The organism is Rhizobium sp. SL86 (genome assembly GCF_026672545.1).
In the GTDB taxonomy this organism is placed as follows: domain Bacteria; phylum Pseudomonadota; class Alphaproteobacteria; order Rhizobiales; family Rhizobiaceae; genus Neorhizobium.
The window spans coordinates 1,289,475-1,312,764 of the sequence record NZ_JAPPRJ010000001.1; the positions used below are offsets into that span (position 1 = coordinate 1,289,475).

Annotated in this window: 21 protein-coding genes and 1 tRNA gene; 6 read left to right on the forward strand and 16 right to left on the reverse strand. The window is 61.7% G+C overall.

Annotation, left to right across the window (positions count from 1 at the left end):
• Nucleotides 1–106: 106 nt before the first annotated feature.
• The 8 genes from OU993_RS06540 to OU993_RS06575 all read right to left on the reverse strand — a co-directional run bounded on the left by OU993_RS06540 (nucleotide 107) and on the right by OU993_RS06575 (nucleotide 7,266).
• Nucleotides 107–910 carry a purine-nucleoside phosphorylase gene (locus OU993_RS06540; protein WP_268155531.1) on the reverse strand — a complete coding sequence of 268 codons (804 nt, stop codon included), beginning with the start codon at nucleotides 908–910 and terminating at the stop codon, nucleotides 107–109.
• Nucleotides 907–1,299 carry a cytidine deaminase gene (locus OU993_RS06545; RefSeq protein WP_268155533.1) on the reverse strand — a complete coding sequence of 131 codons (393 nt, stop codon included), beginning with the start codon at nucleotides 1,297–1,299 and terminating at the stop codon, nucleotides 907–909. Before OU993_RS06545 ends, OU993_RS06540 begins: the two co-directional genes overlap by 4 nt.
• Before the next feature lie 6 nt (nucleotides 1,300–1,305).
• Entirely contained in the window at nucleotides 1,306–2,277 is a 972-nt protein-coding gene (locus tag OU993_RS06550; RefSeq protein WP_268155535.1) for an ABC transporter permease, read from the reverse strand.
• Nucleotides 2,278–2,288: 11 nt separating this feature from the next.
• Nucleotides 2,289–3,392, reverse strand: a complete 1,104-nt coding sequence (locus OU993_RS06555) for an ABC transporter permease (RefSeq protein WP_268155537.1) — start codon at nucleotides 3,390–3,392, stop codon at nucleotides 2,289–2,291.
• Nucleotides 3,393–3,405: 13 nt separating this feature from the next.
• Entirely contained in the window at nucleotides 3,406–4,917 is a 1,512-nt protein-coding gene (locus OU993_RS06560) for an ABC transporter ATP-binding protein (protein ID WP_268155538.1), read from the reverse strand.
• A 78-nt stretch (nucleotides 4,918–4,995) separates the two neighbouring features.
• Nucleotides 4,996–5,988, reverse strand: a complete 993-nt coding sequence (locus OU993_RS06565) for a BMP family lipoprotein (protein ID WP_268155540.1) — start codon at nucleotides 5,986–5,988, stop codon at nucleotides 4,996–4,998.
• 235 nt (nucleotides 5,989–6,223) lie between these two features.
• Nucleotides 6,224–6,877, reverse strand: a complete 654-nt coding sequence (gene msrA, locus OU993_RS06570; protein WP_268155542.1) for a peptide-methionine (S)-S-oxide reductase MsrA — start codon at nucleotides 6,875–6,877, stop codon at nucleotides 6,224–6,226.
• A gap of 74 nt (nucleotides 6,878–6,951) precedes the next feature.
• Nucleotides 6,952–7,266: a hypothetical protein gene (locus OU993_RS06575; RefSeq protein WP_268155544.1), complete on the reverse strand. Its 315-nt coding sequence runs from the start codon at nucleotides 7,264–7,266 to the stop codon at nucleotides 6,952–6,954.
• A gap of 202 nt (nucleotides 7,267–7,468) precedes the next feature.
• On the opposite strand from OU993_RS06575, the gene OU993_RS06580 reads away from it, so the two are divergent.
• From OU993_RS06580 to OU993_RS06590, 3 genes are all read left to right on the forward strand, one after another.
• A tRNA-Ser gene (locus OU993_RS06580) sits at nucleotides 7,469–7,558 on the forward strand.
• A gap of 216 nt (nucleotides 7,559–7,774) precedes the next feature.
• On the forward strand, nucleotides 7,775–9,193 hold the full coding sequence (locus OU993_RS06585) for a phosphomannomutase (protein ID WP_268155546.1): 1,419 nt from the start codon (nucleotides 7,775–7,777) through the stop codon (nucleotides 9,191–9,193).
• An 88-nt stretch (nucleotides 9,194–9,281) separates the two neighbouring features.
• Entirely contained in the window at nucleotides 9,282–10,715 is a 1,434-nt protein-coding gene (locus tag OU993_RS06590) for a mannose-1-phosphate guanylyltransferase/mannose-6-phosphate isomerase (RefSeq protein ID WP_268155548.1), read from the forward strand.
• Between the two features lie 83 nt (nucleotides 10,716–10,798).
• On the opposite strand, the gene OU993_RS06595 is transcribed toward OU993_RS06590, so the two are convergent.
• The 6 genes from OU993_RS06595 to OU993_RS06620 form a co-directional block, all read right to left on the reverse strand.
• Complete coding sequence (locus OU993_RS06595) at nucleotides 10,799–11,818, reverse strand: DUF3618 domain-containing protein (protein ID WP_268155550.1); 1,020 nt, start codon at nucleotides 11,816–11,818, stop codon at nucleotides 10,799–10,801.
• Nucleotides 11,818–12,234: a phage holin family protein gene (locus OU993_RS06600; RefSeq protein WP_268155552.1), complete on the reverse strand. Its 417-nt coding sequence runs from the start codon at nucleotides 12,232–12,234 to the stop codon at nucleotides 11,818–11,820. The genes OU993_RS06595 and OU993_RS06600 overlap by 1 nt, the downstream gene beginning before the upstream one ends.
• A complete protein-coding gene (locus tag OU993_RS06605; protein WP_268155554.1) occupies nucleotides 12,227–12,955 on the reverse strand; it encodes a nutrient deprivation-induced protein in 729 nt (242 codons plus the stop codon). The genes OU993_RS06600 and OU993_RS06605 overlap by 8 nt, the downstream gene beginning before the upstream one ends.
• Before the next feature lie 131 nt (nucleotides 12,956–13,086).
• Nucleotides 13,087–13,491 carry a DUF2177 family protein gene (locus OU993_RS06610; RefSeq protein ID WP_268155556.1) on the reverse strand — a complete coding sequence of 135 codons (405 nt, stop codon included), beginning with the start codon at nucleotides 13,489–13,491 and terminating at the stop codon, nucleotides 13,087–13,089.
• Nucleotides 13,492–13,505: 14 nt separating this feature from the next.
• A complete protein-coding gene (locus tag OU993_RS06615) occupies nucleotides 13,506–14,186 on the reverse strand; it encodes a ChrR family anti-sigma-E factor (protein WP_268155557.1) in 681 nt (226 codons plus the stop codon).
• Nucleotides 14,183–14,764: a sigma-70 family RNA polymerase sigma factor gene (locus tag OU993_RS06620; protein ID WP_268155558.1), complete on the reverse strand. Its 582-nt coding sequence runs from the start codon at nucleotides 14,762–14,764 to the stop codon at nucleotides 14,183–14,185. The genes OU993_RS06615 and OU993_RS06620 overlap by 4 nt, the downstream gene beginning before the upstream one ends.
• Nucleotides 14,765–14,975: 211 nt before the next feature.
• Between OU993_RS06620 and OU993_RS06625 the strand changes: the two genes are divergently transcribed.
• The 3 genes from OU993_RS06625 to OU993_RS06635 are packed head-to-tail and all read left to right on the forward strand — an operon-like array spanning nucleotide 14,976 to nucleotide 18,348.
• The gene (locus OU993_RS06625) at nucleotides 14,976–16,322 is read left to right on the forward strand and encodes an NAD(P)/FAD-dependent oxidoreductase (RefSeq protein ID WP_268155559.1); all 1,347 of its coding nucleotides are present in this window, start codon (nucleotides 14,976–14,978) and stop codon (nucleotides 16,320–16,322) included.
• Entirely contained in the window at nucleotides 16,319–17,119 is an 801-nt protein-coding gene (locus OU993_RS06630) for a DUF1365 domain-containing protein (protein ID WP_268155561.1), read from the forward strand. Before OU993_RS06625 ends, OU993_RS06630 begins: the two co-directional genes overlap by 4 nt.
• On the forward strand, nucleotides 17,116–18,348 hold the full coding sequence (locus OU993_RS06635) for an SAM-dependent methyltransferase (protein ID WP_268155562.1): 1,233 nt from the start codon (nucleotides 17,116–17,118) through the stop codon (nucleotides 18,346–18,348). Before OU993_RS06630 ends, OU993_RS06635 begins: the two co-directional genes overlap by 4 nt.
• Nucleotides 18,349–18,422: 74 nt before the next feature.
• Here OU993_RS06635 and OU993_RS06640 read toward each other — a convergent pair whose 3' ends face one another.
• Nucleotides 18,423–19,199 (reverse strand): SDR family NAD(P)-dependent oxidoreductase, encoded by a 777-nt coding sequence (locus OU993_RS06640; RefSeq protein WP_268155563.1) that lies wholly within the window; start codon nucleotides 19,197–19,199, stop codon nucleotides 18,423–18,425.
• Between the two features lie 323 nt (nucleotides 19,200–19,522).
• A complete protein-coding gene (locus OU993_RS06645) occupies nucleotides 19,523–23,134 on the reverse strand; it encodes a hydantoinase B/oxoprolinase family protein (RefSeq protein ID WP_268155564.1) in 3,612 nt (1,203 codons plus the stop codon).
• Nucleotides 23,135–23,290 lie beyond the last annotated feature (156 nt).

Sequence of the window (23,290 nt, forward strand, 5' to 3'; positions counted from 1 at the left end):
CCGGTTTGGTCGGAGTGTCCATATTTAACCTTCAATCGATTAGAGGCAACCCAAGACAGGGCAGTGACAGATCGACACGCCCCGCCGCTTCCCGCTCGCCGTGAGTTCAGGCAAGGTTTTCGTGGTTGAACATGTCGCGCAGGATGGCCGCCAGACGCTCGCCGCCTTTCGGAGCCATTTCCTTGGTTTCCTCATGCGACTGTTCCGCACCCGTCATGCCCGCACCAAAATTGGTGATGACCGAACAGGCGGCAACCTTCAAACCCACATAACGAGCAAGGATGACTTCCGGCACGGTCGACATGCCGACCGCATCGGCGCCGAGAATGCGCGCCATGCGGATTTCCGCCGGCGTCTCGAAGCTTGGCCCCGAAAACCACATGTAGACGCCGGAATAAAGCGGCGTCGTGGTGCGGATCGCCGCATTGCGGATAGCCAGCGCCAGATCCGCATCATAGGCCGTGGTCAGGCCGACGAAACGCCGGTCGCCACTTTCGCCGATCAGCGGGTTCATGCCGGAATAGTTGATGTGGTCGGCGATCTGCATCACCGAACCGGGCGGCATGTCTTCCCGAAGCGAACCGGCCGAATTGGTGAGGATCAACGACTGTACGCCGATGCCGTGCAGCACCTCGATCGGGTAGCGCATGGCAGAGGCATCGCCGTGCTCGTAATAATGCGCCCGACCGGACAGCATGATCACCGGATAACGACCGAGACGTCCGGCCACGAGTTCGCCGGCATGGCCGGTGACGCCGCTCGCCGGGAAACCCGGCAACTCGCTGTAGGACACCCGCACCGGGTCCTCGATTGCCGCAACCAGCGAACCGAGGCCCGAGCCGAGCACGATCGCATGACGCGGCATCAACCCGTCGAGCCGGTCGACCAGAAGATCGATGACGGACTTCATCCGATCACGTCCGTCTGGAAGGAGAAGGGCAGCAGTTCGTCCATGGTGAGCGTCTTCTGGACGCCCATGTCGTCGCAGAGGTAGACGCGTGTCTCGGGACCGGCAAACTCGGCGATCTTCTGCCGGCATCCGCCGCAGGGCGGGCAGCAGGCGAGCTTTTCCGCAATCACGGCGATCTCGACGATCTTGCGACCGCCACCCATCACCATATTGCCGATGGCGGTGGGTTCGGCACACCAGCCTTGCGGAAACGACAGGTTCTCGACATTCGCGCCGAGATAGATCTTGCCGTCATCGGCCCGGATGGCAGCGCCGACCGGGAACTTGGAATAGGGCGCATAAGCCTTGCCCATTGCCTCGCGGGCGGCTTCGAACAGGTCGTGCGACATGAAAACTCAACGCTCCTTGGTATAGGCGACGCCACCGGCCTTCGGCGGCCGGGCCACCCCGATGAAACCTGCCAGCAGGATGCAGGTCAGGATATAGGGCAGCGCCTGGAAGATCTGCACCGGAACCTCGCCAATGCCGGGCACGGCCTTGCCCTGCATGAAATTGGCAAAGGCATCCAGGAAACCGAACAGCAGGCAGGCGAACATGACCGGCACCGGCTTCCACTTTGCGAAAATGAGGGCAGCGAGCGCGATATAACCCTTGCCGGCCGACATATCCTTGATGAAGGCCGCCGACTGGGCAATCGACAGGTAAGCCCCGGCAAACCCGCAGAGGAAACCTGCGGCGATGACTGCGCGGTACCGCAGCCAGGTGACCGAGATGCCGGCCGTATCCACCGCGCCCGGATTTTCGCCGACGGCACGCAGGCGAAGGCCGAAACGGGTGCGGAACAGCACCCACCAGGTGATCGGCACGGCGAGGAATGCGAGATAGGTCAGGATATTGTTGCCGGAAATGACATTGGCATAAAGCGGACCGATGACCGGAACCTCGCGCATGGCATCGGCAAAGGGCAGGATGATCGGCGTGAAACGGCCATCGCCGGAGACCTGCGGCGTACGCCCGCCCTGGCCGAACCAGGCCTGGCCGAGCACGACGGTGAGGCCGGCAGCAACGAAGTTCAGCGCCACGCCCGAGACGATCTGGTTGCCGCGATTGGTGATCGAGGCAAAACCGTGGATCAGCGAGAAGATGATCGACACGGCAATGCCGCCGCAAAGACCAAGCCAGGCATTGCCGGTGAGATAGGCAACGCAAGCAGAGGCGAAGGCGGCGGCCAGCATCTTGCCTTCCAGACCGATGTCGAAGACGCCGGCCCGTTCGGTAAAGAGGCCGGCCAGCGCCGTGAACAAGAGCGGGATGGACAGGCGGATCGTGGAGCCGAGGATGCTGACGACGATATCGAAGAAATCCATGACGTCCTCCCTCAGGCCCGTTTGAAACGCTGGTAGATGTGAACCATGGTCGGCCGGAACATGTATTCGAGCGCACCGGCAAACAGGATCACCAGACCCTGGATGACGACGATCATCTCACGGGTGATGTTGGGCATCTCGAAGGAGAGGTCCGCGCCACCCTGGTAGAGGATACCGAACAGAAGTGCGGCCAAGACGATGCCGAGCGGGTGGCTGCGCCCCATCAGCGACACGGCAATACCGACAAACCCTGCGCCGCCGACAAATTCCACCTGCAGGCGGGCCGACGCACCCATCACGGGGTTCAGCGCCATCATGCCGGCAAGACCGCCGGAGATCAGCATGGCGATGATGACGGTGCGGGCATAAGGAATGCCGGCATAAACGGCCGCCGATGGGCTGATGCCGAGCGTGCGCATCTCATAACCAAGCTTGGTGCGCCAGATCAGCACCCAGACGAGGAAGGCCATCACCAGCGCGATCAGGAAGGAGACGTTGAACGGCGCCGGGCCGAGCTTCAGGCCGAACCAGGCCATCAGCCAGTCGAGCTTCGGCAATTGGCCGCCGGGCAGGAAGGTGCGGGTTTCCGGCGCCATCTTGCCCGGCACGATCAGCACGTTCACCAGCAGGTAGACCATCAGGGCCGCGCCGATGAAATTGAACATGATGGTGGTGATGACGATATGGCTGCCGCGCTTTGCCTGCAGCCAGGCGGGGATCAAGGCCCAGCCGGCGCCAAAAAGTGCGGCACCCATCACGGCAAACGGCATCGTCACATACCAGGGCACATACTGGTCGAGTGCCAGCGCCACGAGAGCTGCACCCAAGCCGCCGAGATAGGCCTGGCCTTCGGAGCCGATGTTGAACAGGCCCGCATGGAAGGCAACCGCGACCGAAAGGCCGGTGAAGATGAAACTTGTCGTATAAAACAGCGTGAAGCCGATCGCATCACCACGACCGAGCGACCCTTCGATGAGGAGACGCAGGGCTTCCAAAGGGTTTTCGCCGATCCACCAGACCACGAGGCCCGAGATGAAAAAGGCCACCAGCAGATTCAGAAGCGGCATCAACCCGTAGGTGATCCAGTTGGGCAAGGGTACGGAAGCGGTACTCATGGAAGGGTCTTTCTCATGCGGCGATGCCCGCCATCATCAGGCCCAGCGTCTGCTCGCCGGCATCTGCGGTCTTTTCGCCCACCACCCGGCCGGCAAACATGACGAGGATACGATCCGACAGCGAACGGATCTCATCCAGTTCGACGGAAACGAGCAGAACCGCCTTGCCGGCATCACGCATGTCAACGATGCGGCGGTGAATGAATTCGATGGCGCCGATATCGACGCCGCGGGTCGGCTGGCCGATGATCAGCACCTTGGGATCACGCTCGATCTCGCGGGCCACGACGATCTTCTGCTGGTTGCCGCCGGAGAAATTGGCGGTCTTCAGGAGCGGGTTCGGCGGGCGGATATCGTATTTCGCGATCTTCTCGACGGCCTCGGCCTGCATGGCCTTCAGGTCGAGAAGCCCGGCGCGGCCGTAACGGGAATCCCGATGGTAGCCCAGGACGGCATTCTCATATTCGGAGAATTTCAGGACCAGGCCCATGTGGTGGCGGTCTTCGGGAATATGCGCAAGGCCGAGCGCCCGCAGCCGCGCCGGATCGGCCCCGGCAATCGGCTGTCCGTCGATCAGGATCTCGCCCGAGGCCGGCTTGCGGATGCCGGCAATCGCTTCCAGCAGTTCCGATTGACCGTTTCCGGCAACACCGGCAAGACCAACGATCTCGCCTTCGCGGACCTCGAAGGAGACGTTGTCGACCATGGTCACGCCGCGGCCATCCTTGACCGTGAGGTTCTTCACCGACAGCAACACCTTGCCGGGCTTTGCCTCGCCCTTTTCGACGCGCAACAGGACGCGGCGGCCAACCATCAGTTCGGCCAGTTCCTCGACGCTCGTTTCCGCCGTCTTGCGGGTGGCAACCATTTCGCCGCGACGCATGACGGAGACCTCGTCGGTGATCGCCATGATCTCACGCAGCTTGTGGGTGATGAGGATGACCGTCTTGCCCTGGTCGCGCAGGACCTTGAGCACCTTGAACAGGTGGTCGGCTTCCGCCGGCGTCAAGACACCCGTCGGTTCATCGAGGATCAGAATATCGGCCTTGCGGTAGAGCGCCTTCAGGATCTCGACCCGCTGCTGGCGTCCGACCGGCAGTTCCTCGATCACGGCATCCGGATCGACGTCGAGGCCGTATTCCGTCTCCAGCCGCTTCAACTCGGCGCGGGCTTCGGAAACGCCCTTCGCGAGCAATTGTCCGCCTTCGGCGCCGAGCATGATGTTTTCCAGCACCGTGAAATTTTCAACCAGCATGAAATGCTGGTGCACCATGCCGATGCCGGCGGAAATCGCCGCCTGGCTGTCACGGATGGTCAATTGCTTCCCGTCGATGCGGATCTCACCGCGATCGGCCTGATAGAAGCCATAGATGATGGACATGAGGGTCGACTTGCCGGCACCATTCTCCCCGATGATGCCGTGGATCGTTCCCTTTTCCACCTTCAGATTGATGTTCTTATTGGCATGAACGGCACCGAAACTCTTGTCGATGCCCACCAGTTCGATCGCGGGATTCTGGCTCACACGCCTTGCCTTTCCTTGCCGGAAGCCGGACATGATGAGGGCGTATGACGGAAATCGCCATACGCCCTCACTGGTTCATTACATCGGGCAGCTGTTGTTCGACATGTAATCATGCACCTTCACGGTGCCCGAGATGATGTCGGCCTTGGCCTTTTCGACGGCAGCCTTCATTTCCGGGGTGACCAGCTTGGCGTTGTTGTCGTCGAGCGCGTAACCCACGCCGTCTTCCTTGACACCATTGGCCTGGATGCCACCGGTGAACTTGCCGGCCGCGGCATCCTTGTAAGCGTTGTAGACGGCGAGATCGACGCGCTTGACCATCGAGGTCAGCACCGAACCCGGATGCAGGTGGTTCTGGTTGGAATCGACGCCGATCGACAGCTTCTTGTTGTCAGCCGCCGTCTGCAGGACACCGAGACCCGTCGCGCCAGCTGCCGCGTAGATCACGTCCGCACCCTGGTCGATCTGGTTCTTGGTCAGCTCGCCGCCGCGCACCGGATCGTTCCATGCAGCGCCGGTCGTGCCGGTCATGTTCTGCAGAACCTCGATCTTGGCATTGGCAGCCTTGGCACCCTGGGCGTAACCACAGGCGAACTTGCGGATCAGCGGGATGTCCATGCCGCCGATGAAGCCGACCTTGCCGGACTTGGAGGCCATGCCGGCCAGAACGCCAACGAGGTAGGAGCCTTCCTCTTCCTTGAAGACGACCGAACGGACGTTCGGCAGGTTGACGACGGAATCCACGATCACGAACTTGGTGTCCGGGAATTCAGCCGCGACCTTTTCCATGGCCGAGGTCCAGGCGAAAGATACCGCCACGACCGGATTGAAGCCCTTGGAGGCGAAGTTGCGGATCGCCTGCTCGCCCTGCGTGTCGCTGGTCGGCTCGAAATCACGGAAATCCGTGCCGGTTTCCTTCTTGTACTTCTCCGCGCCCTGGAAGGCCGCTTCGTTGAAGGATTTGTCGAACTTGCCACCGGTGCCATAGACCAGTGCCGGCTTGATGTCTGCGGCAAGAGCCGTGGTCGACAGCGCAAGAGTGGCAAGGAGTGTCAGAAACGATTTCTTCATCGTGCAGCCCTGTTTTTGCTTTTCATCCTGGGTCCCCCCGCACGCCCGTTTCAGGCATGTCTGCGGTGCCAGCTGTTCCCATTATGCCTGGCTAGGGCCTATCCTTGCATGGCTGCACGGGAAATTCACCAGAAATTTTTCATCTGGTCAAATTCCATGAGACTTGCCTGATCAACGGGCAAAGGACGCCGAAGGCTGCCCAAACCTGCAGCGCCATGCCCGGAAAAGCTTCAGATCAGCCGCCGACAGGGCAGCTGACGCCGGTTCCCTTCAGGCCGCAATAGCCGCCCGGATTCTTGGCGAGATACTGCTGATGGTAATCCTCGGCGTAATAGAACTCTTCGGCGGAGGCGATTTCCGTCGTGATCTGCGCCTTGCGGCCGGCAGCATCCAGCGCCTTCTGGAAGGCTTCGCGCGCAGCCTTCGCCTTTTCCAGCTGCTCGGGCCGCGTCGTGTAGAGCGCGGAACGATAGGTGGTGCCGACATCATTGCCCTGGCGCATGCCCTGTGTTGGATCATGCTGCTCGAAGAAGATCTTCAGCAGGGTCTCGTAAGACACCACCGACGGGTCGTAGACCACCTTGACGACTTCGGCATGACCGGTGAGGCCTGTCGTGGTCTCGTGATAGGTCGGGTTGGGCGTCAGTCCGCCCTGATACCCCACCGCCGTGACCCAGACGCCCGGGATGGTCCAGAACAGGCGCTCGGCGCCCCAGAAACATCCCATGCCGAAATAGGCGATGTGCAGATGATCGGGATACGGCCCCTTCAGCGGTTGACCATTGACGAAATGGACCTCGGATGTCGGCAGAGGCTCCGCACGACCCGGCAGAGCCGCGTCGGGGGTTGGCATGACGGTCTTCTTGTTGAACATGTCGATCAGGAACATTCTTGCCTCCTTGTTCCGCAGGCGCTCCGGTGGCGGCCGTCACTCAGATCCTCAAGTTTCAAGGCCCCTCACTCTCAGGCCAAGACGCTGATCCGGCGCGGCTTTCGATAACCGATCATCCAGAAGATGAGCGAAAACCCCAAGAGGACGACAAAAGCCGGCAGCCCAATCACGCGCTCGATGCCACCGCGCCAGGCTTCTGCGTGAATATAGTGTTCCGCCCAGGCTTTCACCAGAGGAAGGCTTTGCGGATTCAAGGCATTCCAGTTGTCGGCGAAGGATGTCAGCACCACCGAGGATGACGAGACCGACAGGATTGCATCCACCGTGCCGGCGGCAATGGCCGCCATCAGGGCGAGAAGACTGAAAAAGCGAAACAGAAATGCCATACCCTTGTCCCCACCGGCGGCTGTCTCAGCTGGAAACACAGTTATGATCAGCTGGTTCCGGAAGGCAATCCCATAAGAAGGGGAGAGCCCCGGCGAATAGGTCACAAAAGTTTCAGATACGGGTTGATTGCTGGAAAATCATCGGTATATATCCGCCCCGACCGCTGCTTCGGCCTCCTGAGCCCAGCAGCCCTTGGATCAAGGACAGGTGGCCGAGTGGTTGAAGGCGCACGCCTGGAACGCGTGTATACGTGAAAGCGTATCGAGGGTTCGAATCCCTCTCTGTCCGCCATCTTCAAGCCAAATCTCTTACATCGAAGCAGAAGTTCAAGTGCATGGCACTTCCACCCCTCCGGATGAGGTGGCGCAGCGATACTTTTTGGCAAACGCTGCCGGTCATCTCCGAGGAGTTTGCCTTCCTTTCTTGACAGACGGCGCGAAATCTTTACGCAGAACTGCCGCGATCCGTGTGCGTATCGCAGACCGTAACGATTAGCTGGAATCCAACATGAAGTTTGGTACAAGCGGCCTGCGTGGCCTCGTCGTGGATCTTCAAGGTCATGCCTCTGCCCTTTATGCGACCGCCTTTGCCCGATATCTTCTGAACAAGGGTTTTGCGAAGCCGGGCGATCCTGTTTTTGTCGGTGGCGATTATCGCCCCTCCAGTCCGGATATTGCAGCCACCTGCATGGGTGCACTTGGCCGCTCCGGCCTGACCCCGGTCGACTGCGGGGCACTTCCGACGCCGGCGCTTGCGCTTTATGCCATGGCCAAAGGTAGTGCCTGTCTGATGATCACCGGCTCGCATATTCCGGCTGATCGCAACGGCATCAAATTTTACCGGCCGGATGGGGAAATCGACAAGGCGGACGAACAGGCGATCAACGCGCTTGCTCAGGAGCTCGATCGCGAGATCGTCGACCTGACGCCCGGCAGCGGCGAACAGGCAAACATCGCCGCCATGCAGCTCTATGCAGCGCGCAACAGGACCATTCTGCCGCAAGCGGCCTTGGCGGGCCTCAAGATCGGCGTCTACCAGCACAGCACTGTCGCGCGCGACGAGCTGGTGGATGTCCTGTGCGCCTATGGTGCGGATGTGATGGCGCTCGGTCCCTCGGACATCTTCATTCCCGTCGATACGGAAGCAGTTTCGCCAGCGACTGTCGAACTGATGCAGGGCTGGACGAAGGAACACGCGCTCGATGCCGTCGTGTCCGCTGACGGCGATGGCGACCGCCCGCTGGTGGCCGACGAGTTCGGAAATCCCCTGAAGGGAGACCTGCTGGGCCTTCTGGTGGCAAAACTCCTGAAGCCGGACATGGTGGTGACGCCAGTCACGTCCAATTCAGGGATCGAACGTGCCGGTGACTTCACTGTCACCCGCACACGCGTCGGCTCTCCGTTCGTCATCGAAGGCATGAATTCAGGTCTTGCCGCGGGCAAAACGGCGGTTCTCGGTTTCGAGGCGAACGGCGGCGTTCTGACCGGTTCGGATTTCGCTCCCGCCGGCGAAACGCTGACAGCACTTCCGACGCGCGACAGTGTTCTCCCCATTCTGGCTGCGCTCTATCAGGCGAAGCAGACACAGAAGCCGCTCTCCGCGCTGGCCAGTGACCTCGGCCTGCCGGTGACCGCCGCCGACCGGCTGGAGAATTTCCCGACAGAGACCAGCGCAAAGCTGATGGCTTACCTTCAGGTCTCCGAGGACAATTTGGCCGGATGGCTGAAGCCGCTCGGCGAAATTGCCGGCGTCGACAGGACCGATGGCATGCGCGTGACCTTCAAGGACGGCCGGATCATTCACCTGCGTCCCTCCGGAAATGCGCCGGAAATGCGCTGCTACGTCGAAGCCGCTGATCAGGGTGCCGCAGGGAGCCTTCTTTCGGACGGTCTCAACCTGATCCGCACCTGGGCACAGCAGCCGTGACACTTAATCGGGCGGGGTGCGGTTTCTTCGCGCCCGCCGCACTTCACTTCAGCAAAATACTCTTGACTCTATAATGTGGGAGGGCTTGATGAGCCAGAAGATCATCCCCGTCATCATGGCCGGTGGCAAGGGAACCAGACTGTGGCCATTGTCGCGTGCCACGGCACCGAAGCAGTTCATCCAGGTGGTCGATGAACGGACGCTGTTCCAGGAAACACTGGAGCGCGTCGCGGATGCGAGCCTCTATGAAGCCCCGGTGGTGATCACCAACCAGGATTTCCGGTTTGTCGTGGCCGAACAGGCCCGCGAAGTCGATGTCAACCTGTCCGGCATTCTGCTTGAACCCGTTGCCCGCAACACCGCCGCAGCCATTGCGGCGGCGGCCATCTACCTGCAGGGCCGGTTTGGCGAAGATGCGATCCTGCAGCTTCTGGCGTCCGATCACGAGATCGATGCAGGCGCCGATTACCGCAGCGCCATGGAGATGGCTCGTGAGACGGCGCTTGCCGGCAAGATCGTGACCTTCGGCATTACCCCGACGGAACCGGCCACCGGCTACGGTTATATCGAACAGGGAGATGCCCTTTCGACCGGCGCAAGAACGGTCAAGCGGTTCGTGGAAAAGCCGCAGGCGTCCGTCGCGGAAGACATGCTCGCAGCCGGCGGTTTCTTCTGGAATTCCGGCATTTTCATGTGCCGTGTCGATCTTCTGTTGAACGAGTTGCAGAACTTTGCGCCGGAGGTGCTGCAGGCGGCCCGCGAGGCCGTGGAAAAGGCCGAGGTCGATCTGGACTTCGTGCGCCTGGATCTTGCAAGCTTCGGACGCAGCCCGGACATTTCCATCGATTATGCCGTAATGGAGAAGACCGACAACGCCGCCGTCGTGCCCTCCTCCTTCTCCTGGTCCGATCTCGGCAGCTGGGATGCGGTCTGGAAGCTCGGTGAAAAGGATGCGGACGGCAATGTCGTGATCGGGAACGCAACCGTCATGAACACGGAAAACTCGCTGGTTCTGTCGCGACACAGCCACCTTGCCGTCCAGGGCCTCAAGGATGTGGCCATCATCGCCGCCGAAGATGCGGTTTATGTCGGTCGCCTCGACGAGGCCCAGCAGGTCGGCAAGCTTGTGAAGCACCTCGCTTCGATGAAGGCCACTTCGAACCTCACCGAAACGCATCCCACCTCCTATCGCCCCTGGGGCGGTTACACGTCACTGCTGAACGGCGACCGGTTCCAGGTGAAGCGGCTGTTCGTGCTGCCGGGCAAGAAACTGTCGCTGCAAAAGCACTTTCACCGCTCGGAACATTGGGTCTGCGTCAAGGGAACTGCCGAGGTGACGATCGGTGACAGCGTCACCTTCGTTCGGGAAAACGAGTCGGTGTACATCCCACAGGGAGAACTGCACCGCCTCTACAACCCAGGCAAGATCATGCTTGAAATGATCGAGGTGCAGACCGGCTCGTATCTCGGCGAGGACGATATCGTCCGCGTTTCAGACGAATTCGGTCGAGACAAGTCCTGAACCCCGCCTCTTGCGGTTACGACAGTAGCCGCAACCGGTAAGATCTGCGGGTCCGCCGGGGCGGACCCGCACATTCGAAGCCCTCAATGCGGGCGGACGGTCGGGCCGCCGTTGCCGCTGCGGTACGGCTTTGTCTCCTCGGCGATGCGGTCGCGGGCGACGTCGTGTACGTCTGCGACGACCGAGGCGGCTTTATGGGAGACATCGGAGGCGATGTGTTCGGCCTCGTCCAATGCGTTTGAGGCACGGGCGGCAACGCCGCCCTTCACCTCATCCGACATGTCGCCCATCATTTCGTCTTCCCGTTCGGTGCGGGGAAGCGCGGCACCGATGGCGGCGCCGATGGCGAAGGCCAGTGCTCCGCCGACCAGCGGCTGATCCTGGAACTGGCGCATCAGCCCATCGTTCATACGCGACGTCTGGTCCCGCATGGAGGCGCCCATGGCCATGGAACCACGACCGGCGCTGCGGCCCGCCTCGCGGATGTTGCGGCCCATGCGGCTTGCCGAATGGCCAAGACTTGCCACCGTATCTGAGAGCCAGCCCGACGCCTCGTCGAACAGCTTGCCGGTTTCGTCCCGGATGTCCTGTACCCGCCGGCCGGTCGAATCGACGAAACCGCGATAGGTCTTGCCGCTTTCATCCATGAAGTGGCCGGCGCGCCGACCGGTCTCGTCGGTGATGGCGCGGAAACGCGTGCCGGTCGCGTCCTTGAAGTGGCTGATCCGACCAGAGCCGTCCTGCTCCGCGGGGCCCACCCGCTGAACCGGCGTCGTGACGGTTGCGAGCGGATAATCGACCTCATCAGAGACCGCGTGCGGCTGGGCATCCGCCGCATGGCTGCGGTTTCCGCTTGCCATCAGCCAGGCCAGACTGATCCCCATCAGGGCCACCGGCATCGGGTTCGTCTTCATCGATCCCGTCAGGTTGGACAGGAATTCAGCACCGCCGCTGCCCTTGGCATAAGCGATCGCCTCATCGACCAGTTGGCCGGGCGACATGCGGTTCTGGATCTCGTCGAGCTTCGCGCCGATCCGCTGGCGATCCTGTTCGATTTCGCGCTCGATGTCTTCCGGGCGTGCCGTTTCGGAATGATAAGCCATCACGTTCTCTCCTTCAGGACCTGCGCATCGCGGCGGAGCGAGGTGGTGGTGCGGTCAAGGTTGAGGTTTTCGCCCTTCAGCGCCTTCAGACCCTTGGAGATCATGCCCCAGGCGATCAGCGCAATGACGACCCCGACAACGACCGCCGACAGCGATTCCGCCGCATGTTCGGAAAAACCGCGCGCCGCGAGGAAGGCGGCCAGGCCCGCGACCAGACCGGCGAGCAGGACACCGACGGCGCCGATTGCGAAAATCATGCCGGCGATCAACGTCTCGACCCCGGTCATGGCCTTTGACATCTTTTCGGACACCTCGGCGCGCGCCAGGCTGATCTCCTTGCGGAACAGCCCGGACATATCACCGACCAGGCCGGTCACGAGTTCGGAAAGGGAGCGGGAATCATGTGTATCAGCCATGGGAACCTCCGGCCGTTGGAGCAGCAGTTTTGGGAGACGTTGAAGGCGCGGTTGCCGGTGCGGGGGTGATGGGTCGGGTCCCCGGAGTGGCCGGATCGCGTCCGCCGCCAGACATGGGCGAGGCCGGGCCGTGCGCTCCAGCCTGGCGGGAGGCAGACTGGCGCGACGTCATCGGCGACTGGCGGCTGGCAGAGGCTCCAACGAAACGACTGGCGGCGAGGCCAGCGATCGCGGCAATGCCAAGGAAGGCGAGCGGCTGTCGACGGCCGAAATCCTCCGCCATCGCGGCAATCTCGCTGAGGCTCTTGCCCTGCAGGTCATCCGCAAAACGGCCGACATTTTCACCCATCTGGCGGGTCATGCGGCCGATCTCCGGCTGCTCCTGGTTTTCCAGCTCGGAACCGGCCTTCTGCATGGCGCTTGCAATTCCGGACACGCGGTCGGCCGCATAACCCTTCTGGCGCTCAGCAGCCTCTTCCGCGCTGTGATAGACGCCGGAGATTTCCTCCTTCGCCATCGAACGCACGGACGCCATATCCTCCTTCGCCTTCTGGCGCAGATCGGTTTCGGGCTTTTGAGCATCGCGCCCGGCGGAATTTGCGGTGGAAGCGCCACCGGTTTCGGTTGTCCCTGCGGCGCGGGTGACGTCCGGTTTCTGCTGATAACCGGCATAGGAGGGGGAGGTCTTTGGACCGTCACCCTTGAACTCGTTGTCCGTCATGGAACTCTCCCTTGCGTGTTCAGGTGATGGGCGTTGCGAAGAGCTCGCAACGATCGCAAACCGAACAGGTGGAGGGGCTTATTGTTCCAGCGAGGCGGACGGTAAGGCAGGTGACGCGACGATCGGGCCGCTCAGCCCATCATCTTCTGTGTCATCCAAAGCCCGGCGGCGGCGGCAGTGCCGGTGAGCACCGTGCCCCAGGCCATATCGACGAGACTCATCATCACCGGCCAGTTCTTGAGCGTCGCCATGTTGGTGATGTCATAGGTGCCGTAAGCAATGAGACCAAGAATGGCACCGGAGACGAACGCATTCAGCACGGTTCCGGATGCGAGGTGCGGCTGGATTGCGAAGTAGACGATGCCGCCGACATAAAGCAGGTAAAACACGCCGGCGACTGCAAGATTGGGCCGTTCCAGCATCAGCTCGCCCAGTTGATCGCGGTAAAACGACGTCGCCACCTTGCCGAGCCAGAGAAGATCGAGACCGAAAAAGACCGCCGCCGTCGACAGATAGGCCACTGCATAGACGAACATGGCGGTCTCCAAGGTCAGATCTTGAGGATCGGCTGAATGAGACGGACGATCCAGCTCGTGAATTTCAAAGGCGCTTCGGTGACGGCAAGGCAGATGCAGTCCTCGCCTTCTGTCGCCGTCGGCGTATGCAGAAGATCGCCGTCGGCTTCTTCGAGATCGCCACGGGCGAACAGGTCATCGCCATCGGTGAAGCTGCCGGCCAGCACCAGCGTCAGCTCCCGGCCCTCATGTGTGTGTTCCGGGACCGGCTTTCCGGCCGGGATTTTCAACAGGCGAACCTGGGTCGCCGGATCGCCCGTATCGATGCGGATCTGGAAGGCGCCACGACCAAGCGCACGCCATTTCAGGCTGGCCACATCACCGCCCAGGTAAGACCGGAGCGGTTCCGGAATGACGCCGGTCGGTACCGCGGCTTTCTGAGCCCGTGCGACCTCCGGCTTGCGTTGCGTCACACCGGAGGCCGGTTCGCAAGCGATGCGTGCCCGCATCTTCTCCCAGTCCGAACCGGAAACCGGATGATCGGCAACGATCTTGTCGAGAAGGGCACCTGCGGCGCCTTCCATGGCATCCAGCCTGCGCCGACAGGTGGGGCACAAAGCCAGATGCGTGGCGACCGCCAGGCTCCAGCCTTCCGACAGGTTGCCGGAGGCGTAATCGAGAAGAAGCGTGTCGCTGATATGGTGCTGAATACTCATCGTTTACCCTCCAGCGTCGTCCGCAACTTGTCGAATGCGAGCCGGATCCGAGATTTGACGGTTCCCAAAGGCAGGCCCAGGTCCTCGGCAATCGCCGAGTGCGAGGCCTCATCAAAGAAGGCGCGTTTCAAGACGTCCAGTTGCTCCGCCGGTAGTGTTTCCATGGCCTTGCGCAACAATTCCGCATCCTGCCTGCCCTCGAGTTCAAGATCGGCCGGTGCGACGTCATCCCTGACGAAGGCCGGGTCGTTTTCATCGAAGACGGGGCGCTTGCGCCGGAAGGCGTCGATCCGCAGGTTCCGGGCGATGGTGAAGATCCAGGCCGAGGCATTGCCTCTCGCCGGATCGAACTGGGTCGCCTTGTTCCAGACGGCCATCATCGTTTCCTGCATCAGCTCTTCGGCCATCTGCGTGTCGCGTGTCTTCATCGCCATGAAGGAGCGGACACGCGGGCCGTAATGCCGAAAGATCGTTTCAAAGGCATCGACATCGCGTTCCTGGCCGACCTTTGCCAAAAGGACTGCGAATTGCGCCGGCGAAAGTTCCGTTTCCGATTGTGTCTTGTCAGTCCGTTTCATCCTGGCGCCATGCTTGACAGTCGAACGCGAGCGAGCGCTCGCCTTCTGATCGTTGTGGCATGTCGGGGCCAGGATGGAAACAGTTAAGCTCATGGCCTCCTTTACGCCCCCTCCTCAGTGCTGGATCAGACGAAGAAAAGAAAAAAACGGCAAATCCGTTTGCGAGCAGGTGCCGTAGAGGCCAAACAGAAGCTAACAACGGACATTGCAAATGGTTTCACAAAATTCCGGTCGTCGTCGTATCGCCGTTATCGGCTCCGGGATCAGCGGTCTGTCCGCTGCCTGGCTGACATCCAAGGCCCACGATGTGGTGCTTTATGAACATGACGACCGGCTGGGGGGCCATTCCAACACCGCAATCGTTTCAACCGCGGATGGCGAAATTCCGGTCGATACCGGCTTCATCGTCTTCAACGACAAGAACTATCCGAATCTCGTCGCCCTGTTCGACCATCTCAGCGTGAAAACCGAAGCTTCCGACATGTCGTTTGCGGCCTCGATCGATGGTGGCGGTTTCGAATATTCCGGAACAGGCTTAAAGGGCATCCTCGGCCAGCGCAGCAACGCCGCCCGGCCGCGCTTCTGGCGCATGCTTTCCGACGTTCTGCGCTTTTATCGCGAGGCCGAAGCGACCCTTGCCCGCAGCGACCTGGAGCGGGTGACGCTCGGCGACCATCTCGACCGGGAGCGTTATTCGAAGAGCTTCATCGACGACCACCTGCTGCCGATGGGGGCCGCGATCTGGTCAATGACAACGACCGACATGCGCTCTTATCCGCTGCATGCCTTCCTGCGCTTTTTCGTTCATCACGGGCTCATCCTGCTCTCCGGACGTCCGCAGTGGCGCACGGTAACCGGCGGCAGCCGCGCCTATGTGTCCCGCCTCGCCGATGCCTTCACGGGCGAAATCCGGCTTGGCTGCGGTGCGGCCCGCATCGAACGCAGGCCGGGCGCTGGTGTCGTGGTAAAAGACACCAAAGGCGGCGAGGACCGGTTCGACGATGTGATCATCGCAACCCATGCCGACCAGGCGCTTGCGCTGCTCTGTGATGCGGACGCGGTCGAGAGGGGCATTCTCGGCTCTTTCCGATACACCGACAATGTCGCCGTTTTGCATTCCGACGAACGGCTCATGCCAAAACGCAAGGCGGTCTGGTCCAGTTGGAACTATATTGGCGAAAAACGCCACAACGATGCTGCGCCGCTCTGCGTCACCTATTGGATGAACCGGCTGCAGAACATCGATGAGCGGCACCCGCTGTTCGTAACGTTGAATGCCTGCCGCGACATTCGGGAGGAGAAGGTGATTGCGACCTATCATTACACCCATCCGCTCTACGACATGCTGGCGATGACCGCACAACGCCAGCTCTGGGAGCTGCAGGGACGCCGGAACACCTGGTTCTGCGGCGCGCATTTCGGCAGCGGCTTTCACGAGGACGGCCTGCAGTCCGGTCTTGCGGTCGCCGAGGCGGTCGCGGGCATACGCCGCCCCTGGGCCGTGCCGAACGAATCCGGCCGCATCTTCACCACCCCGTTCCTGGCAGCGGCCGAATGACAGGCGGCTCTGCCCTCTATTTCGGCGGCGTCGTGCACCAGAGACACCGGCCGAAAAAGCACCACCTGAATTACCGGGTCTTTTCCGTTCTGCTCGATCTGGATGAGCTGGAGAGCCTCGACGGCAGCCTCAAGCTGTTCGGCTACAATCGGCGCGCGGTCTTCAGCTTCTGGGACAAGGACCATGGATGCGGTGAAAAGGGCGGCCTGCGCGCCTGGGTGCGGCAGCATCTGGCTTCAGCGGGCATCGCAAATGAGGGCTTGCGGGTGCGTGTGCTCTGCTATCCGCGCATTTTCGGTTACGTTTTCAATCCGCTGACCGTCTATTTCTGCGAGGATGACCAAGGGCGACTGCTGGCCCTGCTGTACGAGGTCTGCAATACTTTCATGGAACGGCATACCTACGTCATTCCGGCAGCAGGCATCACGGAGGGTTCGGTGCGGCATTCCTGTTCGAAGGCGATGTATGTCTCTCCCTTCGTACCGATGGATTGCACCTATGATTTCGATATTGCCCCGCCGACCGAGCGTGTGAAGATTTCGATCAGCGAGCGCGATCAGGAGGGCAAGCTTTTGTATGCCAGTTTCAGCGGAGAGCGCTCGCCCTTGACCGACGCCACGCTGTCGCGCGCGCTTTTTGCCTATCCGCTGATGACGATGAAGGTGATGGCGGGCATCCACTGGGAAGCCTTGCGCCTCTGGCTGAAAGGCGTGCCGATCCATCGGCATCGCCCGGCAGAGAACCGCATTGCAAGTTCGGTGGAACATCCGGTTTTGAGTGGAGGAACGCAGACATGACGCATGCCGGACATGGAGACCCGATCCTGTTTGCCGAACGCACGCCGTTTTGGGAACGCATGTTGTGCCGCATGCTGGCCCGCACGCGCCATGGCCGCCTGACGGTGGTCTTTCCCAGCGGCCGCGAACACCATTTCGGCGAAGGCCGGCAGGGGCCGAATGCCACGATCCGCTTCAACCGCTCGCGCGTGCTGCGCCGTATCGTGACCCGCGGCAGCCTGGGTTTTGCCCGCTCCTACATGGATGGCGACTGGTCAACGCCCGATCTCGGTCAGGTTCTGGATCTCGCCATTGCCAATGAGAAGGACTGGGCAAGGCTTGCCCGACCGATGGCGCTGATGGCGCGCCTGGCCCACTGGCGCCACCGCCTGCGCAACAATTCGAAATCCGGCAGCCGCCGCAACATCGCCTTCCATTATGACCTCGGCAATGCCTTCTATCGCCATTGGCTCGACCGGACGATGACCTATTCCTCGGCGATCTACACCCATCCCGACGCAAGTCTGGAAGAGGCGCAGCGGGAAAAATACGGCCGCATCATCCGCGAGCTCAACATTGGCCCGGACGATCATGTGCTGGAAATCGGCTGCGGCTGGGGCGGCTTCATGGAACAGGCGATCCGCGAGACCGGCTGCCGTGTTACCGGTCTGACGCTCTCGAAGGAACAGGCCGCCTTCGCCCGCCACCGGCTTTCCGAGGCCGGACTTGCGGAAAAGGGCGAAATCCGGCTGCAGGATTACCGCGATTGCCGCGGCCAGTTCACGAAGATCGTCTCGATCGAGATGTTCGAGGCGGTCGGTGAGGAACACTGGCCGATCTATTTCGAGCAGGTGCGCGAGCTTCTGGTGCCCGGCGGACAGGCGATGATCCAGGTCATCACCATCGACGAAAGCCGCTTCGAGCATTATCGGCGCCATGCGGACTTCATTCAGACCTATATCTTTCCGGGCGGCATGCTGCCGACACTCACGGGCTTTGCCGAAATTGCCCGCTCAGCGCGGCTGAAGGTTGAGGACTGTTTCCGTTTTGGCCGCGATTACGAGCGCACGCTTCTTGTCTGGGACAAGGCCTTCCGCGCCACCTGGCCAAAGATTGCGCCGCTCGGTTTCGATGAGCGATTCTTCCGCACCTGGCACTATTACCTGCATTATTGCGCCGCAGGTTTTCGAACCGGCCGCATCGATGTCGCCCAGTTCCGGCTACAAAAGGCTGCGGCATCCGCCACCTGAGCCGCACAAATACGACAAAGGGCCCGGAAGCAAATCCGGGCCCTTCGTCTTTTGAAAACTGCGGCCTTTGCCGGTCAGCCCGGCTTGCGCAGCATCCGCCGCGTGAAACGGAAGAGCAGGTTCTTCGGCAGCGCGGCCAGGAACTTGATTCCGACGGCCATTTTCCAGGGAAAGATGATCTCGTAGCGGCTGGTCTTCAGACCGGAAACGATCGCATCGGCGGCTTCGTCCGACGAGACGAGGAAGGGCATGGGGAAATCATTCTTCTTTGTGAGCGGGGTGTCGACGAAACCCGGATTGATGATGCGCAGGCGCACCCCTTCCCGCTCCAGTTCCGGGTAAAGCGCCTGGCAGAGATTGTTGAGCGCGGCCTTGCTCGCGCCGTAAAACCCACCACCAGGCAAGCCGACGAGACCGGCTACCGAGGCGATCACGGCAATCTCGCCCTGCCTTCTGGCGATCATATCCGGAATCACGGCCTCCATGGTATTCGCCGTGCCGACCACGTTGAGGTTCATCGTGGTGGCGAGATCGCGGGCGTCGAAGCGGCGCACGCTGTCGCGCTTGTAGGTTCCGGCGGAAAAGATGGCGAGATCGATCGGGCCGTGGGCGGCGCGAATGGCGTCTGCCGTCGCCAGTGCCGCGTCGCGATCCGTGATGTCCAGCGGGAAGGCAAAGACGCGGCCGGCATGCTGCTCGGCCAATGCCTGCAGTTTTTCGGCGCTGCGGGCGCTGACGGCGACCCGCCACCCTTCCCGCACAAGCCGTTCGGCGACCGCCTTGCCAATGCCGGAACTGGCGCCGGTGATCCAGGCGAGCCTGCCGGTCTGTGATGGGCTGGTGTCGTTCATGAAAGCCTCCGTGTTTGCTCAGTACTACGTGGCGGAGGCTGTTTGGTTCTTTTTGGGTGTATGCGCGATTCGGCAGCTGCCTGTCAGAAGGAAACTTCTAGCCGGGACGATACGCCCCCTCTGGCTGCCGCCATCTCCCCCACACTGGCAAGGGGCTATAGCAGTCGAAAAAGGCCCCTCCCAACCCTCCCCACAAGGGGGAGGGCTTTAACCCAGCCGACCCGCCGAAGCCGATCGAAGCTCGGGTGGGTGCTGCAAAGTGTCTCCCCCCTTGTGGGGGAGAGAGGGGGCTTTGCCAAAGGTTCAAGCAAAAGTGGAAGGCGTCAAGCCTTGCCAAATCCGCCGGCTGTCGGCGTGCGGACGGTGATCGCCTCGCCGCTCGCAAGGTGCGTCTGGGCGCAGCCGGCCAGTTCCTCGATGGTGCCGTCGAGACGGCGAACGAAGGTCAGCCCGAGTTCGCCGGGCTCGCCACCGTCCAGCCCGTGCGGACGGATGGTGCGGTGCGAGGAGAGGATCGCGCAGTCCATCGGCTCCAGGAAACGGATGGTGCGGTCCGTGCCGTCGCCGGCATGGAAGCGACCTTTGCCGCCGGAGCCCTGTCGGATGTGAAAGTCCTCCAGCAGCACCGGATAGCGGGTTTCCAGGATTTCCGGGTCCGTCAGGCGCGAGTTGGTCATGTGCACATGCACCGCATCGGTGCCGTTGAAACCACGGCCATCGCGGAACCGGCCGGCCGGCGAACCGGAGCACAGCGTCTCGTAATACTGGTAGGTCTCGTTGCCAAAGGTCAGGTTGTTCATTGAACCCTGGCTGGCGGCCATGGCGCCGAGCGCGCCGAACAGCGCATTCGTGACGTGCTGGCTGGTTTCCACATTGCCGGCGACGACGGCGGCCGGGTAATGCGGTTTCAGCATCGAGCCTTCCGGAACGATGATGCGGATCGGCTTCAGGCAGCCGGCATTCATCGGGATCACGCTTTCCACCATGACGCGGAAGACATAAAGCACCGCCGCCCGGGTGACGGGTTCCGGCGCATTGAAGTTATTCTTCTTCTGCGCGCTGGTGCCGGTGAAATCGACGGTCGCCTCGCGGGCCTGCTTGTCGACCGTGATCTTCACCTTGATGGTGCTGCCCTGGTCCGTCTCATAGGAGAATTCGGAGTCCGAGAGCTTCTCGAGAACGCGGCGAACGCTTTCCTCGGCATTGTCCTGCACATGGCCCATATAGGCCTTGACCACATCCAGCCCGAACTGCGCGATCATCTTGCGCATTTCGTGCACGCCCTTTTCGTTGGCCGCGATCTGGGCTCTGAGATCCGCAACGTTCTGGGCAACGTTGCGGGCCGGATAAGGATGATCCGACATCAGGCGGATGATGCCTTCTTCGTCGAACCGGCCCTGATCCACCAGAAGCACGTTGTCGAACAGCACACCTTCTTCATCGACGGTGGTGGCGAGCGGGGTCATCGAACCCGGCGCGGTGCCGCCGACATCGGCATGGTGGCCACGCGAAGCGACGTAGAAGAGGATATCCTTGCCCGCCTCATCGAAGACCGGTGTCACGACGGTAATATCCGGCAGATGCGTGCCGCCATTATAGGGCGCGTTGAGGGCAAACACGTCACCGGGACGGATTTTGCCCCTGTTGGCGGCAATCACCGTTTCGACGGAACGGTCCATCGAGCCGAGATGCACGGGCATATGCGGCGCATTGGCAACCAGCGCACCATCGGCATCAAAGACGGCGCAGGAGAAATCGAGCCGTTCCTTGATGTTGACGGAGGAGGCGGTGTTCTGCAGCGTCACGCCCATCTGTTCGGCGATCGACATGAAGAGATTGTTGAAAACTTCGAGCAGCACCGGATCGGCGGCCGTGCCGACGGCACCGGCGCGCGACAGCGTTTTCACCCGTTTCAGCACCACGTGATCCAGTGCCGTCACCTCGAAGGCCCAGCCTTCCTCGATCACGATTGTCTGGTGCGGCTCAACCAGCAAGGCCGGACCGTAAGCCTTCGCGCCCGGACGGATATCCTTGCGCAGGAAGACCGGAGCCTCACGCCAAGCGCCGCCGGAGAAGAAGCGGGTCTGAAGGGCTGCCAGCGGTTCGGCCTGATCGAGTTCGTGGCGCGGTTCATGCGAATCCGCCCCGCCGCCGATGGCTTCCACCTCGTAGGATTCAAAGACGATCTCGCGCCCCTCGAAGGTGAAACCGAACTGCTTGCGGTGAGCCGCCTCGAAGGCTTCCACCATGGCATCTGCCGTGTCGAGCGTGACGGAGAGCGTCGTATCGGTGCCCTGGTAGCGCAGATGGGCGCGATGCAGCACTTCGACATCCACAGCCGGCACACCCTGCGTCCGCAGTTCGGAAATCACTGCACCGCTCAGCTCTGCCTGCAGCGACGGCAGGCTTTGCAGCGCCTCAACGAGCGGCGCCGAGACCGTGCGCTGGCGGGTGGCGCGGATATCCGCAAGACCCATGCCATAGGCCGAGAGAATACCGGAGAAGGGATGGATCAGCACCGTCGAGATGCCGAGCGCATCGGCGGTGAGGCAAGCATGCTGGCCGCCGGCACCACCAAAACAGGTCAGCACATAGTTCGTGACATCATAACCGCGCTGCACGCTGATCTTCTTGACGGCATTCGCCATGTTCTCGACCGCGATCGCCAGGAAACCATCGGCCACCGCTTCGGGCGTGCGCCCGTCGCCGATCTCGGCGGCAAGCGCCTCGAAGGCCGTGCGCACGGCATCGGCATCGAGCTTTTCGTTGCGGCCGGCGCCGAAGATGGCCGGGAACAGGTCGGGCGAGAGCTTGCCCAGCATGACATTCGCATCCGTTACCGTCAGCGGTCCGCCGCGGCGATAGGCCTTCGGCCCCGGATTGGCGCCGGCGGAATCCGGTCCGACGCGGAAACGGCCGTTTTCGAAATGCAGGATGGAGCCGCCGCCTGCGGCCACCGTGTGGATCGACATCATCGGCGCACGCATGCGCACGCCCGCGACCTCCGTCTCGAAGGATCGCTCCAGCTCGCCGTCATAATGGGAGACGTCCGTGGAGGTGCCGCCCATGTCAAAGCCGATCATCCGGTCGAAGCCGGCGAGTTTGGACGTCTCGACCGCACCGACCACGCCGCCGGCCGGACCGGAGACGATCGCATCCTTGCCCTGGAACAGGCTGGCGGCCGTCAGACCCCCGGAGGACTGCATGAACATCAGCTGCGCGCCGTCTTCGCCGCCAGCGCCGAGTTCGCTCGCCACCTGCTCCACGTAACGGCGCAGGATCGGCGAAAGATAGGCATCGACCACGGTGGTATCACCCCGGCCGACCAGCTTGATGAGCGGCGACACCTCGTGGCTGACGGAGACCTGGGTAAAACCGATCTCGCGGGCAATCTTCGCCACCAGCTGCTCATGGGCGGGGAAGCGGTAGGCATGCATGAAGACGATGGCAACGGCACGGAAGCCGGCGTCAAACTGCGCCTGCAGTTCGCTTCGGACCACATCCGCCTGCGGCTCGGCCTCGACCGTGCCATCGGCACGCACGCGTTCGTCGATTTCCACGACCGCGCTGTAGAGCAGCTCAGGCTTCAGGATTTCCTTGGCAAAAATATCGGCGCGCGCCTGGTAACCGATCGCCAGCGCATCACGGAAACCGCGCGTGGTCACGAGCAACGTCTTTTCGCCCTTGCGCTCGAGCAGCGCATTGGTGGCGACCGTCGTGCCCATCTTGACGGCACCGATCAGCCCCGGCGGAATGGCCTCACCGGCCTTCAGCCCGAGGAGCTCGCGAATGCCCTGGACGGCAGCATCACGATAGGCTTCCGGATTTTCCGAAAGAAGCTTGTGCGGGATCAGCCGACCATTCGGCGCGCGACCGACGATATCGGTAAATGTGCCGCCGCGATCGATCCAGAAATCCCATTTTTTCTGCGTCATGTTCCCGTCTCCAGTTTCTGATTTGACGCCACAAAAACATTTCATCGACAAATCGTCAATGTTTAGTTGACGAAAAATGCCTCTTCCGTCATCATGCCTCAATCAACGGCAACAGAGGCGAAAAAGCCCGGCCGAAACCGGCAACCGAGGGGAAGC